The sequence below is a fragment of the uncultured Capnocytophaga sp. genome, from assembly GCF_963525585.1.
In the GTDB taxonomy this organism is placed as follows: domain Bacteria; phylum Bacteroidota; class Bacteroidia; order Flavobacteriales; family Flavobacteriaceae; genus Capnocytophaga.
Map to the genome: position 1 here is coordinate 1 of NZ_CAURLX010000030.1, position 14,635 is coordinate 14,635.

11 protein-coding genes, 1 tRNA gene and 1 pseudogene are annotated in these 14,635 nt (G+C 41.0%); 4 read left to right on the top strand and 9 right to left on the bottom strand.

Annotation, left to right across the window (positions count from 1 at the left end):
- Positions 1–3,286 (bottom strand): hypothetical protein (locus RYK20_RS07675; RefSeq protein ID WP_314894986.1); only part of this gene is annotated, 3,286 nt, incomplete at its 3' end.
- A 195-nt stretch (positions 3,287–3,481) separates the two neighbouring features.
- The gene (nhaD, locus tag RYK20_RS07680; RefSeq protein ID WP_297977899.1) at positions 3,482–4,810 is read right to left on the bottom strand and encodes a sodium:proton antiporter NhaD; all 1,329 of its coding nucleotides are present in this window, start codon (positions 4,808–4,810) and stop codon (positions 3,482–3,484) included.
- A 213-nt stretch (positions 4,811–5,023) separates the two neighbouring features.
- Between nhaD and RYK20_RS07685 the strand changes: the two genes are divergently transcribed.
- On the top strand, positions 5,024–5,560 hold the full coding sequence (locus tag RYK20_RS07685; protein WP_297977901.1) for a PAS domain-containing protein: 537 nt from the start codon (positions 5,024–5,026) through the stop codon (positions 5,558–5,560).
- A gap of 117 nt (positions 5,561–5,677) precedes the next feature.
- The gene (locus tag RYK20_RS07690) at positions 5,678–5,968 is read left to right on the top strand and encodes a hypothetical protein (protein ID WP_314894987.1); all 291 of its coding nucleotides are present in this window, start codon (positions 5,678–5,680) and stop codon (positions 5,966–5,968) included.
- A gap of 190 nt (positions 5,969–6,158) precedes the next feature.
- Here RYK20_RS07690 and RYK20_RS07695 read toward each other — a convergent pair.
- The 6 genes and pseudogenes from RYK20_RS07695 to RYK20_RS07720 form a co-directional block, all read right to left on the bottom strand.
- Positions 6,159–7,321 (bottom strand): annotated as a pseudogene (locus tag RYK20_RS07695) (DUF2062 domain-containing protein).
- A 28-nt stretch (positions 7,322–7,349) separates the two neighbouring features.
- Positions 7,350–8,246, bottom strand: a complete 897-nt coding sequence (locus RYK20_RS07700) for a YitT family protein (protein ID WP_297977903.1) — start codon at positions 8,244–8,246, stop codon at positions 7,350–7,352.
- Between the two features lie 177 nt (positions 8,247–8,423).
- A complete protein-coding gene (trmB, locus tag RYK20_RS07705; protein WP_314894988.1) occupies positions 8,424–9,095 on the bottom strand; it encodes a tRNA (guanosine(46)-N7)-methyltransferase TrmB in 672 nt (223 codons plus the stop codon).
- Positions 9,096–9,118: 23 nt separating this feature from the next.
- Positions 9,119–9,904 (bottom strand): (Fe-S)-binding protein, encoded by a 786-nt coding sequence (locus RYK20_RS07710; protein ID WP_314894989.1) that lies wholly within the window; start codon positions 9,902–9,904, stop codon positions 9,119–9,121.
- Positions 9,905–9,907: 3 nt separating this feature from the next.
- Entirely contained in the window at positions 9,908–11,134 is a 1,227-nt protein-coding gene (gltS, locus tag RYK20_RS07715) for a sodium/glutamate symporter (protein WP_314602946.1), read from the bottom strand.
- Between the two features lie 66 nt (positions 11,135–11,200).
- A tRNA-Leu gene (locus tag RYK20_RS07720) sits at positions 11,201–11,280 on the bottom strand.
- Between the two features lie 168 nt (positions 11,281–11,448).
- On the opposite strand from RYK20_RS07720, the gene RYK20_RS07725 reads away from it, so the two are divergent.
- Positions 11,449–12,390: a ribose-phosphate pyrophosphokinase gene (locus tag RYK20_RS07725; protein WP_314894990.1), complete on the top strand. Its 942-nt coding sequence runs from the start codon at positions 11,449–11,451 to the stop codon at positions 12,388–12,390.
- 21 nt (positions 12,391–12,411) lie between these two features.
- A complete protein-coding gene (locus tag RYK20_RS07730) occupies positions 12,412–13,014 on the top strand; it encodes a 50S ribosomal protein L25/general stress protein Ctc (protein ID WP_297978346.1) in 603 nt (200 codons plus the stop codon).
- 75 nt (positions 13,015–13,089) lie between these two features.
- On the opposite strand, the gene asnS is transcribed toward RYK20_RS07730, so the two are convergent.
- Positions 13,090–14,514 (bottom strand): asparagine--tRNA ligase, encoded by a 1,425-nt coding sequence (gene asnS, locus RYK20_RS07735; protein WP_311457197.1) that lies wholly within the window; start codon positions 14,512–14,514, stop codon positions 13,090–13,092.
- Between the last annotated feature and the right edge of the window lie 121 nt (positions 14,515–14,635).

The window sequence follows — 14,635 nt, forward strand, 5'->3', positions numbered from 1 at the left end:
ACAAAGTTAGTGACTGATCCGATGGCATCGAAATAAGATCAGCATCCGTGAAGTTCGTTACGGTAATGGTTACTTGCTTCTGAGGGGTGTCCTTACTTACCACCGTACAACCTAAGTTGGACTTCGGTGCGTAAGTAACCCAGTAGGAAGCATTCACTGTAGGATTGAAAGAGAAGCTAGATTGCTTCAAGGTAGCCGCTGGAATGCCCGCCAATGCACTTGCTGGATTGGACTTCCATTGGATATCATACATACTAGCCGAAAGATTCACACTAAGGGTGAGAGGCCTTCCTGCACATAGGCTTGTATCCGATGTAGTTACTGCAGGAATATCCAAATCTCCGAAATCAGGAACCGTTACCCAGCGCTCTAAACAACCGGACTTAAACTCTACTTCATAGGTATCACCTCCGGTAAGCTTAGGTACATTGCTAAACAACGCATTGTGATCTGTATCGCTCTCTTGACGTGTGATAGGTGCTATCTGTACACCTGAACCATTCACTGCAATGGTCTTATTCCCTCCGGATACCTTATATAAGGTATAAGTAATAGGGAACTGAGGCACAGAGCCTGTAGGCATCTCTACTTTTACCAAGCCCGTATTTGGATCACTTGGGTTACACATTGCGATGCTAGACTCTGGAACTACATCTGTTATGTTTTTGATTTCAAAGGCTTTGTAGAAACGTGTATGCCTGAGGAGTCCTTGTCCCCTTTCGGCAGCTGTAGGTCCGTAAGTATAACCATTGTCCTCTGGCTTATCTACAATAGTATACCAACCCCAGCCGGGCGCTATCCCAAGCAAGTATTTACCTGCTGGTAGATTAGAAATCTTCCCTGTGAATTTCGCCTTGGTAGGATCACTATGTGTAACCTCTGTAAGCGCCTTAGTTTCTACAAGATTACCTGCACGTTTATGAATTTCCTGACCATTGTCTAAATCCTTATAAACATACATCCTGCTGAAAGGCGCTGTTGCATTACGGTCATAGGCACCTGTAAAGGTAACCTCTCCCTTACTATCTTGACCTCCCTGAGCACAGGAAGTACGCACTTGATAATCCAGCTCATAATAAGTAGCAGGCGTATTGCCTGGTACTTCATAATTATTAATCACACGGCTACTACAACGATCCTGAAGGGTAATCTTATACTTACCTGGTGGTACATCCGCAAGTACATATGCACTTGCCCCATCGCTAAACTCTCTGGTATAAGGGAACTTCACCTTGTACTGCTTAGGAGCTCCAAGGTTCCACGGTTGGTTATTGGCAACCATCGTAATTTCTGTTTGCCCATCTACCCTTTCAAGGGTTACCTTCAGTGGATTATTCGCATCAATAAAGTCCATACCCGAAAGAGCGCGATCATCAGCACCTATGGTAATGGTACGCCCCTTATTGGTTACATCCAGTACCATACGAGCATCTCCATTCCCTATTCTTATCCCAGATAGCGTATTGACTGCGGCTAGATCTGACTGAGAATAATTTGGAGATAGGTAGTGTAAGCAATTATTTTGAGGATTTCCACTCAATCCACTTGGAAGAAGATCTAATCTTGCATATTCTACCTGATAGTTACTAGCTGTGGCATTATTCTCTATTATGGTATGCTTGTTTGCTCGTATCTCATCATACCAATATTGTAATTCTGTATTTCCTGATAATGATACTGGACTCCCCCAAGAGCTGCCTACTTTCGTTCTATAAGAAAAAGCGTGAATGCTGTTCTGAGTAGTATAAGTAACAGCTCCTCCTGTAACCCATTTTTCGTTTTGGAACTGGGTAGTAAGCTTTACTCTCTTAGCACAAGGGTTAGCAGGATTCTTAGGACTTATAGGCTCTATTTCCAAAGTAGTAGTAGGAGCAGGTAAAGGATCAACTGTATAAGTAATTACCTTATCAGGCTGCCCTGAACAATCTTTATAAGTATATGTAATTACATCTCCTACTTTTATATTCTGAGCACCTACTGCTGTTACAAAATGGATCATTGGCCGTGACCAACTCCAATAACGTGTTGTAGTACTTCCTCCATAATGATGATGACTCCCATTAATAGTAGGATTAGCTACTTCTGAATTAGTAAATTCTTGAGGGTATCCACCAAGAGTAGTTCCTCCTCGCTTTACCTCTACTTTCATCAAGTAAGGATAATAATTTGCTCTATTAGTACTATGCTGGTAACGCCCTTCTACAGCCAATTGAACTGTGTTACAAGCATTATAACCAAGTCCTCCATTCCCAATTGGATGGAAATGTAAATATAAGGTATTCGGACGATGGGTGTATTCCTTACGCTCGGTCTTGGTAACCGTACAGGAGCCATCGGTGAGGGTAAGGGTATAGTTGGTATTTGCCCCTAGTGAATTACCTGCATCTGGTTCTACCTTTACAATAGTAGAACCTGTAGTACCACTCTTAGCAATACTTTTATTATTAATGATCACCTCATTGGTATCGGTATTCACCACCTTAAGGGTGAAAGGTCCTGTTCCTGAGTTGGTGTTGTTAATCTCTACATTCACCAGTCCATTAGCCCCTACAGTTTCTGTAGATTTCAGTGGGCGACAGGTCTCCATAGAGAGGTTTCTCACAAAGGATCCTGAAGCAGGAAGGGTGGTAATACTACGAGTAGTCTTGGGCTCGGTAAGCGAACACCCTTGGTTACCCATCTGATCAGTTACCTCTATATCATATACCACATTAGGCTTAAGCCCTGAAAGCAGTACAGGGGTCTCTGTCCCGGACTTAGCAGTTACCGCAGAGGTAACACTCGCCGTAGATGAGCCCCGCTCGTAAGCTTTGATTACAAAAGGTCCTTTTCCGTTCTTTACCTTAATGGTTGCCTGCCCTGTAGCAGAGCAATCCGAAGAAGCCGTTTGGGTAATGCCTGTAGTGGCATCAATAGAAAAACGCGTATAATCGGAAGTTACATGTACTCTAGGGGAGGTCCCTCCATAGCCCGTAGTACCATCCTTTTTCATCACCTTGACAGTATAGTTTCCAGCAGAAAGGTAAGTAAATCGGGCTTTTTTCTGGGTAAGGTCAAATGCCTGCTGGGAGAGTTCCACTCCTGCACTATTATAGAGCTTTGCCCAGTAATCCCTTAGGATGGAGGCATCAGCATTCCAATCTACTGTAATACTTCCCCCACAAGCAGTTCTACCTATTGAGGTAGTAAAGTTAGGTGGAGCCTGCGCAAGAGCAGATATAGAACAGAGCCATAAGAACACCCACAGGTACTTACCTATACTATTCTTAAAACTAGCATGATTCATTATCTTATAATTTTTAGTTTTATACTTCATTTATTTTATCTTTTCTTCCATAGGGAAGTTTTGATTTTTTATTTATAAGTGAGGTTCCTCCTTTGGAGGGGTTAGCAGGAGGTTCTGTGTCCCTACTATTCTTTCGGGGTACCTCCCCTCACATACTCCAAAGGGGGAATTCATAAGGTTATTCCTTTTAAGATTTTATGAATGGAAGAGTGCTTCTATAGCAATCAAGGAACCACAGCCAGCGAGGAATCCTAGAAGAGCGAGCCAAGAAATCTTCTTCACATACCAGAAGAAGTCTATTTTCTCCATTCCCATTGCAGCTACCCCTGCAGCAGAACCAATAATAAGCAAACTTCCTCCTGTTCCTGCTGAGAAAGCAATAAAGTGCCATACAGAAGCATCTATTGCCTCTTGGAACATTCCTATAGCAGCAGCTACCAGTGGCACATTATCAATCACAGCTGAACCAAAGCCAAGAATCATCACCACAATATTCTTATTAGGAACTATATTATCCAACCAACCTGCAAAGTGGAACAAAGCTCCTACGGACTCCAAAGCAGCTACCGCTAAGAGGATTCCCAAGAAGAAAAGAATACTAGAATGTTCTATCCTTCCTAATGCTTTATGTACTGAGAAAGAAGGCTTGGACTCATCAGTAGAAGGTAGGTTAGGCTTAAGCACTTCAGAGAAGAACCATACTGTTGCCAAAGAGAAAAGCATTCCTAAGTAAGGAGGCAAGTGGAATACAGACTTAAAGATAGGCACAAAGATAATTCCCAAGACTCCTACAATAAGGATAGGGGTACTACTCCTATAGGCTTCGGTCTTGTCCATCTGAGGCATCTCCAAGCGCCCTTTGAAAATAGGCATAAAAGAAGCAATCACAAAAGGAATCACAAAGCAGAGTACTGCAGGAATTACCACATAATCAATGAGCTTAAGAGCTGTTACCTTATTTGCCATCCAGAGCATTGTAGTGGTTACGTCTCCGATAGGTGACCAAGCTCCTCCTGCATTAGCTGCAATGATAAGCAAGGAAGCGTACCACATACGTTCTTCTCGGAAAGGTACGAGCTTTCGCAAAATAGTAATCATTATAATAATAGTGGTAAGGTTATCAATCAAAGCTGAAAGAAAGAAAGCCACTACCCCAAGCACCCACAGGAGCTTGGTTTTCCTACGTGTCTTAACAATCTTCTTGATAATCTCAAACCCTCGGTGCATATCAATAATCTCAACAATGGTCATAGCCCCAATAAGGAAGAAGAGAATTTCGGCTATTTTACCCAAGTGATGTAAGAGCATTTCGTCAATGGCTAGAAGATTATCCCCCCCATGACTATCCGCCTTAGGGACGAGCCCGCCGTCTATCTCATAAACAGCCATATTTGCTGTTTTGAGGATTGTCCAGCAGATAACAGCCATTCCAAGTGCAGAAATGGTCTTGTCTATTTTCACCTGATGTTCCATTGTAATAAACAGATAACCAATGAAAAACACCGCTACCATTAATGTTTCCATACAATTTTTTTTATCTTTTTAATTGAGGGTGCAAGTTATAAAAATTTTTCATAAAAACCCAATTTTTCTTCTTGTATTTTTTACGATTGTTGAAAATTTTTTTCTTATTGAAAAACAATGAGTTACACAAAAGCTGTTGATAACTATTTTTAATTAATTTTTTGTAGTTCAGTGAAAAATTGTATCTTTGTGGCAAATTTTACCAGAGAATATATGATACCAAATTTTCAATACCCCACCCCTATAGACCGTGAGGTGAATTGGGACAAATCCAAAACCATTATGAGCCGTACCGATGCCGCAGGTACTATTGATTACGTGAATCAGGTATTCTGTGATGTATGTGGTTACAGTGCTGAGGAACTTCTGGGTTCGCCTCATAATATCATCCGCCATCCTGATATGCCAAGGGTTATCTTCAAGGTACTATGGGACAATATCCAACAAGGGATTAACTTCCACGCGGTGGCAAAGAACTTAGCCAAATCAGGCGAATATTACTGGGTAGTTACGGACTTTGATATCATTAAGGACGCACAAGGGAAGATTGCGAGCTATCTGGCACGCCGTACCTCTGTTCCTACTCAGAGTGTCCAGAAATATATCGCTCCCCTATACGCCAAAATGCTCCAAGTAGAAGCTGTAGGAGGAATGGAAGCTAGCGGTGCTTATCTAGAAAATTTCCTAAAGGAAAATGGCTATATTGACTATATTGACTTTATAGAGCACGCTATCTTAGAATTTAAATAAGAAATGTTTGTTACACTGTGCATAATTGATTATTATTTTTAGGGAAAAGGCTACTATACAGTAGCCTTTTTTACTAGGACTACATCAAATTTTAATTGTATTAACTATTTTTATATTATGAAAAAAATGACTTTATGTGGCGGACTTCTATTCTTGCTTGCCTGCGGAAACACCCCTAAAGAAAATCCGACAACTACAAATGAAAATGCTATCGAAAGCCCTCTAGTAGGAGGTGATACTGATGAGCACGGTTGCCTACCCTCAGCAGGGCAAACTTGGAGCGAACTAAGGCAGACCTGCTTGCAGATATTTGAAGCCGGAGTGCGCCTGAACCCTGTAGATGTAAAAGAGAATGAGGCTGTGATTAGTGCTTTTGTTCTCTTTAATGAAGACAAATCCAAGGTATAGGTTTTTACTACCAATAATGGGCAAGCTATCCTAGAGAAATCTGCTCAGGGAGATAGTTACGAGAACACTACTTTCAAGTATGATGATAAAGAAGGAATCCTCTACATCCAAGGAGAAAAAAGGTTTGTAAGGAAGTAATTTCTCTTAAGAAATAGTTTTAATCCTTACTAAATACAGGCTCTATATGAGCCTATTTTCTTTTATGATTTATCTTCAGAAAGAGATAAAGCACCATCGCTAAGGATCCTGCACAAAAGGTTGCCAGTGCAAAACTCCCTACAAGGTATTGCCAAAGATGTTGGCTGATGAAGCTCATTAGGGCTTTTTGTTCCTTGGGAAGAAGTGCCATAGGGGTGCCTGTAAGGAGGCTTCCCATCTTAAAAGAGCCGATAATAATAAAAGGAATCATTGGAGGAATACTCACATTGGAGCATAAGAATGCTAGGGTCTTATTCAGCCTGAACAAAAAAGCAAGGGTAAGGGTAATGGCTGTCTGGAATCCCCAGAAAGGAGCAATCCCACAGAATATTCCCAGAGCAACTGAAAAGGCTTTGTTACTATCGGAAGTATCTGCCTCTAGGATATTTTCCCTTACAAATCGCCTAAAACTTTTTTTTTTAACTGCCTGAGAAAATCTCTAGGTTTTATATAGAGTAAAGCTATAAGAACTAGAAAAGTATTCAGAAAGCTAATCCGTAGAAAATCCCAGAAAGGACGGAAATGAGAGACACGTTCGCTTGGGTCATACAGCACACGAATAGGCAAGCTACTTACCTGTACCCCTCGCCAAGAAGAACGTACCAAAACCTCTATTTCAAACTCATACTTACCTGTAAAATAACGCTTGGGCAGATGCAAAAGAGGATACAAACGATACCCTGACTGAGTATCAGGGAGCTTTACTCCCGTTTCGAGGTGAAACCAGAAGTTAGAAAACCGATGCCCGAAACTACTCTTACGTGGTATCCCTTCACTATCCATATTCCGGCTTCCTACCCATAAGGTGGGTTCCTGCGTATTACGTAAAGCTGAAGCAAAAGCAGGGAGATCCTCTGGATAATGTTGCCCGTCAGAATCTATGGTAATGGCATAAGCATAGCCTAAGGACACAGCTTCTCGGAAAGCGGCTTTCAAAGCTGCTCCTTTGCCTCTATTCTTAGCAAAGGTAATAACCCTAAGAGAAGGGTAAGAGGAAAGAAGAGCAGGAGTTTCATCTGTAGCTCCATCATTGACCACCAAGATATGAGAGGTATAGCGAAGAATCCCCTCAAGGACACGTCCTAGTGTTTTGGCATTATTATAAGTAGGTACCACCACACAAAGATCCTCCTGAAAAAAAGAAACCTCACCCATAGGTAAGGTCTCTCCATATAAGCCTTTATTAATTGAACTTCTCAAAACCTTTTCCATAGACAGCCTCTACATTGGTACGGGTAACAAAAGCCTCTGGATCAATGCTATTGACCAATCTGAAGATGGTAGTTCCCTCTCCTCGACGTGCAAAAACAATGATTACTTTTTGAGGATTTTTGGTATACCAACCCGTTCCATCTACCACTGTACAGCCCCGCTTGAGCTCTGTATTAATATGGGTAGCTATTTCTTCATATTTTTTGGAGAGAATGGTTACTTGTATTGCTTGTTTAGCTCCATTCATTACCACATCCACCGCCTGATACATCACCGGTAGCAGAATGAGCCCCAGCACCATTTTTTCAGCTGTATAGCCCTTAAGAACAAATATAGAGGATAATACGATAAGCACGTCTACATAAAGGAGAATACGGGAAATACGTATCTTAAAATACTTAGTAACAAGGAATCCAATGATATCTACCCCTCCAGTACTTCCATTTACTGAATATACTAATCCTAAGGCTACCCCCATAAAGATTCCCCCTAGTACAATAGCAATAAAGGGATCATGTACAGGTGGATTCGCTAGGAAATAGGGCTTTAGATACATTTCCCCGAGCTTCACCCCTAAGGTAAGCATCCCTGCTCCTATAATGGTATTGATAACGAATTTTTGCCCTAAAGGCCTGAATGCCAAAACCAATAAGATAGCATTTACCACAAAGATGGTACTAGAAACATTAATCCCTGTAGCATAATTCAGCAAGAGGGCAACTCCTGCTAAGCCTCCTGAAACCACCTGATTAGGCATAATGAAGCCTGTAAGCCCCACTGTATAAATAACAATGGCAAGAGCCATTAACAGATAATCTTTTATATAAAAAGATTTTAAATACTCAATCGTATTACGCTTTTTGTTCATAGGACAGTACTATTTTTTTACCTAAAATGACGTGCAAAAATACGAATTATTAGGAAGAAAAAACAGTTTTTATAGGAAATTTTAATTTCTATTTTTAAAGAAATTTCTAATTTTTTTTGCTTAAAAATAAATTATTTTTAGCAAAAAATTTAGCTCTTATCTTATTTATAATTAGGATTAATGAAGACGAAAACGTATATAGGTAATAGGCTTTCCTTGTGCCAGATATATCTTTTCATAAGTAGTTTGGATGGCAAGCACTTCGGCAGGAGCTCCCTCATTTCTGTAAATATGATGATTTGCATACAGGATTTCGTGCCCTAATCCGTGAAGGAGCCCCAAGGTATAGCCGTGGAGGAACTCGCTATCAGTCTTAAGGTGAATAAGACCGTCTGGAGCTAGTATTTTCTTATATTTTTCGAGAAAATCAGCATTGGTAAGCCTGTGCTTGGTACGCTTGTATTTTATTTGAGGATCAGGAAAAGTAATCCATATCTCAGCGACCTCATTGGAAGCAAAAATCATATCAATAAGCTCTATCTGACAGCGCAGAAAAGCTGCATTGGGAACTTTCTCCTCCAGAGCTGTCTTAGCTCCTCTCCAGAAGCGCGCTCCCTTAATATCTACCCCTATAAAATTCTTCTGAGGGTATTGTTGCGCTAGGTTCACAGTATATTCTCCTTTTCCACAGCCTAATTCCAGCACGATAGGATTTCCATTCTGAAAAAAATCGCTTGCCCACTTCCCTTTAAGTGGAAAATTTCCTGAGAGGATCTCTTCCCGAGAAGGCTGGAGTACATTGGTAAAGGTTTCATTTTCCCTAAATCGTTTTAATTTGTTCTTTCCCATTCCTTTGTTTAATCAGTCTTTAATTATAAATCTTCTGCTTGTTCTATGAGCAAGGCAATATCCATCACAGGAATGATTGTTTTTTGCTGGTTTTTGACTCCATCGGTAAGCATTGTATTACAGAAAGGACAAGCGGTTACAATTACCTCTGGCTTCACAGCAAGGGCTTGTTCTGCTCGCTTGTTATGAATATCTGCATCACCTTTTTCAGGTTCTTTGAAGAGCTGTGCCCCCCCTGCCCCACAGCAGAAAGAGCGTTCTCGGCTTTTCTTCATTTCAATAATCTCGGCTTCTAGGTGCTCAAGGAGCTTACGAGGAGCTTCATATTCACCATTACCCCGCCCTAGGTAACAGGGATCGTGAAAAGTGATACGTTTTCCCTTAAAGAGCCCCCCCTCCACCTTAAGGCGTCCTTCCTCCAAGAGTTGCTTAAGGAGTTGTGTATGGTGAAGCACTTCGTACTTCCCTCCTAAGGAAGGGTATTCGTTACGCAAAGTATTGAAGCAGTGAGGACAAGCAGTTACTATCCTTGTAACCCCATAATTATTAAGCGTTTCGATATTGGAAAGGGCTTGCATCTGAAATAAGAATTCGTTGCCAGCACGCTTAGCGGGATCACCTGTACAGCCTTCCTCAGAACCCAAGACAGCAAAAGAAACTTGCGCCTTATAAAGAATTTTAGCAAAAGCCTTGGTTACCTTGCGAGCACGCTCATCAAAGCTCCCTGCACAGCCCACCCAGAAGAGTATCTCAGGTTGCTTGCCTTGTGCGGAAAGTTCCGCCATTGTAGGAACGTGAAAGGAGGTCATTTTTTACTTTAAAATAGATATAAATCCTGATAGAATAAAGGCATTCACGAAATCCACAAAGAATGCCCCTACCATAGGTACGATTAGGAAAGCCTTATGTGAGGGACCAAACTTTTCTGTAATAGACTGCATATTGGCAACCGCCGTAGGAGTTGCTCCCAAGCCGAACCCACAATGTCCTCCTGCCAAAACTGCGGCATCGTAATCCTTGCCCATAAGGCGATAAGTAACAAAGTAAGCATAGGTACTCATCACAAATGTTTGTACCGCAAGAATCACTAACATAGGAAGTGCCAAGTCCAGTAGCTGCCATAACTTAAGATTTAGCAGGGCAATTCCTAAGAAGAGGCTCAATGATGCATTCCCAAATACATCAATCGCCCTATCAAACATATTTATTTTAAAAGCTGAAGTAAGTACATTTCGCAATAGCACTCCAAAGAACAAAGCCCATACGAATTGAGGCAAGGTGAATTTTTCAGGAAAAAGAGCCTTTACCTCTGGCAAAGTCATCAAAGCAGAGAAAGAGAGGCATGCTGCAAAGAGAGCCATTGTTTCGATAGCGGATTTGGCTGTTATTAAGCGTTGTTTTTCGGGGTGTTCGAACATTCCTACTTCTGCTTCATTAGTCTCTTCTGAAGCCTCTTTTAGTTCTTTTCTTCCCATTTTGTTGACTAACCGACGTGATACTGGCCCTCCTATGAGTCCCCCAAGTACCAAACCAAAAGTAGCGGCAGCCATTCCCAAAGCAGTAGCTCCCTGTATATGAAAATCCTGTTCTAACACTTTTCCCCAAGCACCAGCGGTACCGTGCCCTCCAGTAAGGGTAATAGACCCCGTCATCAGTCCTATAACAGGCTCTAGCCCAAAAGCAGAGGCTAGGCTCACTCCTACCACATTCTGAATAACTATGAATAGAGCAACTACTCCTAAGAAAATAAACAGACCGACACCCCCAGACTTCAATCGTGTGAAGTCCGCACTTAGCCCTATTGAGGAGAAGAAAATCAGCATAAAAGTATCTTGTAGCCCTTTGTCAAAATCCAATGAGAGCCCTGTACTCATATACAATACATAGATAATAATAGCCGCCAGAAGTCCTCCAGCTACAGGTTCAGGAATATTGAAGTTCTGAAGAATTTTCACTTTCCCTACCAAAAGCCTTCCCACCAAGAGAACTACAGTGGCAATAATAAGGGTGTAATAGGGATCTACTTGGATAGTGTTCATAACAAATGAGATTTATAATGAAGAATCAATAAAAAAACCTCTTAAACAAATTAAGAGGAGCTTTAGTACCTGAGGAGGGAATCGAACCCTCACTCCGAAGAACACGAGTTTGAGTCGTGCGCGTCTACCAATTCCGCCACTCAGGCAATTATTGTTATGAATTCTGGTGCAAAAGTACAATAAAATTTTTAATTTACAAAAAAAGAATAATTTTTTTTTTAGAAATCATTTTTAATTGCTATCTTTGCCACCGCAGAAAACACTTATACACACTTATAAAAAAGAATCTAATTATACTTATAACTACTTGATTTATGGAATATTCTATGCCAGCCGTCAAGATCTTTGCTTGTACACAGAGTGAAGCATTGGCGAGCAAAATTGCTCAGGAATACGGTATTGAGTTAGGGAAAATTATTTTTTCTCACTTCAGTGATGGCGAATTTCAACCTTCTTTTGAGGAGTCAGTGCGAGGCGCTCGTGTTTTTCTGATTGGTTCTACTCAGCCCTCTTCTGAAAACTTAATGGAGATGTTACTAATGATAGATGCTGCCAAGCGTGCCTCTGCTAAGCATATTACAGCTGTGATACCTTACTTTGGCTGGGCTCGTCAAGACCGTAAGGACAAGCCTCGTGTGCCTATTGCAGCGAAGCTAGTAGCCAACCTACTGGAAACTGCTGGAGCTACTCGCATTATTACGATGGACTTACACGCGGATCAGATCCAAGGATTTTTTGAAATTCCTGTAGATCACCTATATGCCTCTACCATTTTTGTTCCTTACATAAAGAGCTTGAACCTAGAAAACTTATGTATTGCTTCTCCAGATATGGGAGGCTCCAAAAGAGCACACTCCTATGCCAAGTTCCTTAATTCGGACGTGGTTATTTGCTACAAACAACGCAAAAAAGCCAATGTGATAGAGAAAATGGAACTCATCGGGGAGGTAGAGGGTAAAAATATCATCCTTGTAGATGATATGGTAGATACAGCAGGAACATTGGTGAAAGCCTCTGAAATAATGAAAGAAAAAGGCGCAGTAAGTGTGCGAGCTGTATGTACACACGCCCTACTGAGTGGCAACGCCCTTGAGAAAATAGAGAACTCTCCTATGGAAGAGCTTATAGTTACGGATTCTATTCCGCACCATAACCTTACTTCAAAAATACACGTATTAAGTTGTGCGAAGCTATTTGCGGATGTGATGCGTTCAGTACACGAACACGCTTCTATTAGTAACAAATTTTTAATGTAAATTCTTAATAAATATATTTTTATGCAATCAATTACAATCGTAGGATCTCAAAGAGAAAGCGTGGGTAAAGCGGCAAGCAAAGCCTTACGTAATGCTGGAAAGGTTCCTTGCGTACTATACGGAGGAGAAAATACCATTCACTTTTCAGCTGATGCCTTAGCATTCAAAAAATTGGTATATACTCCTAATGTATATACTGCAACGATTGAATTAGGAGGAAAGAGCTATACAGCTATCCTTCAGGATATTCAGTTTGACCCTGTAACTGACCAAATTATTCACGTTGATTTCTATGAACTACACAAAGATAAAGAAATCACTGTAGCAGTACCTATCCAAATCGTAGGAACAGCTCCTGGAGTGATGGCAGGGGGTACTTTACGCATCGTAAACCGTAAGCTTAAAGTAAAAGCTCTTCCTGACAACCTTCCTGATTTTGTTCCTGTAGATATTTCTTGGATGGAAATGGGAAATCGTTTCTATATCACTCGTTTGGAACAAGACAAATATAAGATTTTGCACCCTGAGAACACTGTTGTATGCCAAGTACGTGTATCTCGTGCTGCGCTTAAAGCGGCTCAAGACGCTGCTAAAGCAGAAGCTTCTGCTAAGAAAAAGAAATAATCTTGTTGAATTTAATCTTTATAACAGAAAAAGCTGTCCCAAAAGACAGCTTTTTTAGTTTTAAACAACAATTTTCTAGAATTCCGCACTCTGTGGCGTACGAGGATAAGGAATTACATCACGGATATTGGTCATTCCTGTAGTGAAGAGTACCAACCGCTCGAATCCTAAGCCAAAACCACTATGCACTGCTGTACCAAACTTGCGTAACTCCAAGTACCACCAAAGGGTTTGCTCATCCATACCCAAATCGGCTATTTTTTGCTTGAGGACATCATAACGTTCTTCACGCTGAGAGCCTCCTACAATCTCTCCTATTCCAGGGAAGAGAATGTCCATCGCACGAACTGTTTTCCCATCTTCATTCAATCGCATATAGAACGCCTTAATTTTAGCTGGATAATCATAAAGAATTACTGGACAGCCAAAATGTTTTTCTACTAAATAACGCTCGTGTTCGCTTTGCAAATCTACTCCCCACTCATCTATCAGATATTGGAATTTTTTCTTTTTGTTATGATTACAGTTCTTAAGAATTTCTACCGCCTCAGTATAGCTCACACGCTTGAAGTCATTATGGATGACAAACTCTAACTTTTCTATTAGTGACATTTCACTGCGTTCGGCTTGTGGCTTGGTCTTTTCTTCCTCCAAAAAGCGTTGGTTAAGGAATTCAATATCCTCACGACGTGCCTCCAAGGTGTAACGCAGTACATATTTGATAAAATCTTCTGCCAGATTCATATTATCAATCAGGTCATAGAACGCTATTTCAGGTTCTATCATCCAGAATTCTGCTAAATGGCGAGAAGTATTAGAATTTTCTGCACGGAAAGTAGGCCCAAAGGTGTATATTTTTCCCAATGACATTGCGAAAGTCTCTCCTTCAAGCTGTCCAGACACTGTAAGATTGGTTTCACGCCCAAAGAAGTCCTTTTTGTAATCCACTTCACCTGTCTCGGTAAGAGGCGGATTTTTAGGATCCAAAGTTGTTACACGGAACATCTCTCCGGCTCCCTCAGCATCACTTCCGGTAATGATAGGTGTATTTACATAGAAGAAGCCATTATCTTGGAAATATTTATGTACTGCATAGGCTAACGTAGAGCGCACACGCATAATCGCTCCAAAGGCATTGGTGCGGACACGTAAATGTGCTTGCTCTCGAAGAAACTCTAATGAATGTTTCTTAGGCTGGATAGGATATTCGTCGGGATTACAGTCTCCAAGAATAATCACCTCAGAGGCTTGTAATTCAATATTTTGCCCTTTTCCTTGGCTCTCTACTACTTGTCCTTTTACTTCAATAGCCGCTCCTGTGGTAATGCGCTTAAGTGTCTCCTCAGGAGTATGCTCGAAATCCACCACTACTTGTAGGTTTGCTAGCGTAGAACCATCATTAAGAGCTATAAATCGATTGCTGCGGAAGGTACGTACCCACCCTTTGAGGGTAACCTCTTGAGAGGCATTCCCTTTCTGTAATAATTCTTTGATACTCATTTTCTAGGTAATAGGTAAAATAGGCAATAAATAATAAAGAGCATTTGTACTACTTACTACCATCATATTCAAATGCAAAGATACATTAAATTTCCGAAAAAAAAGAACTTTAAAAGTAAAA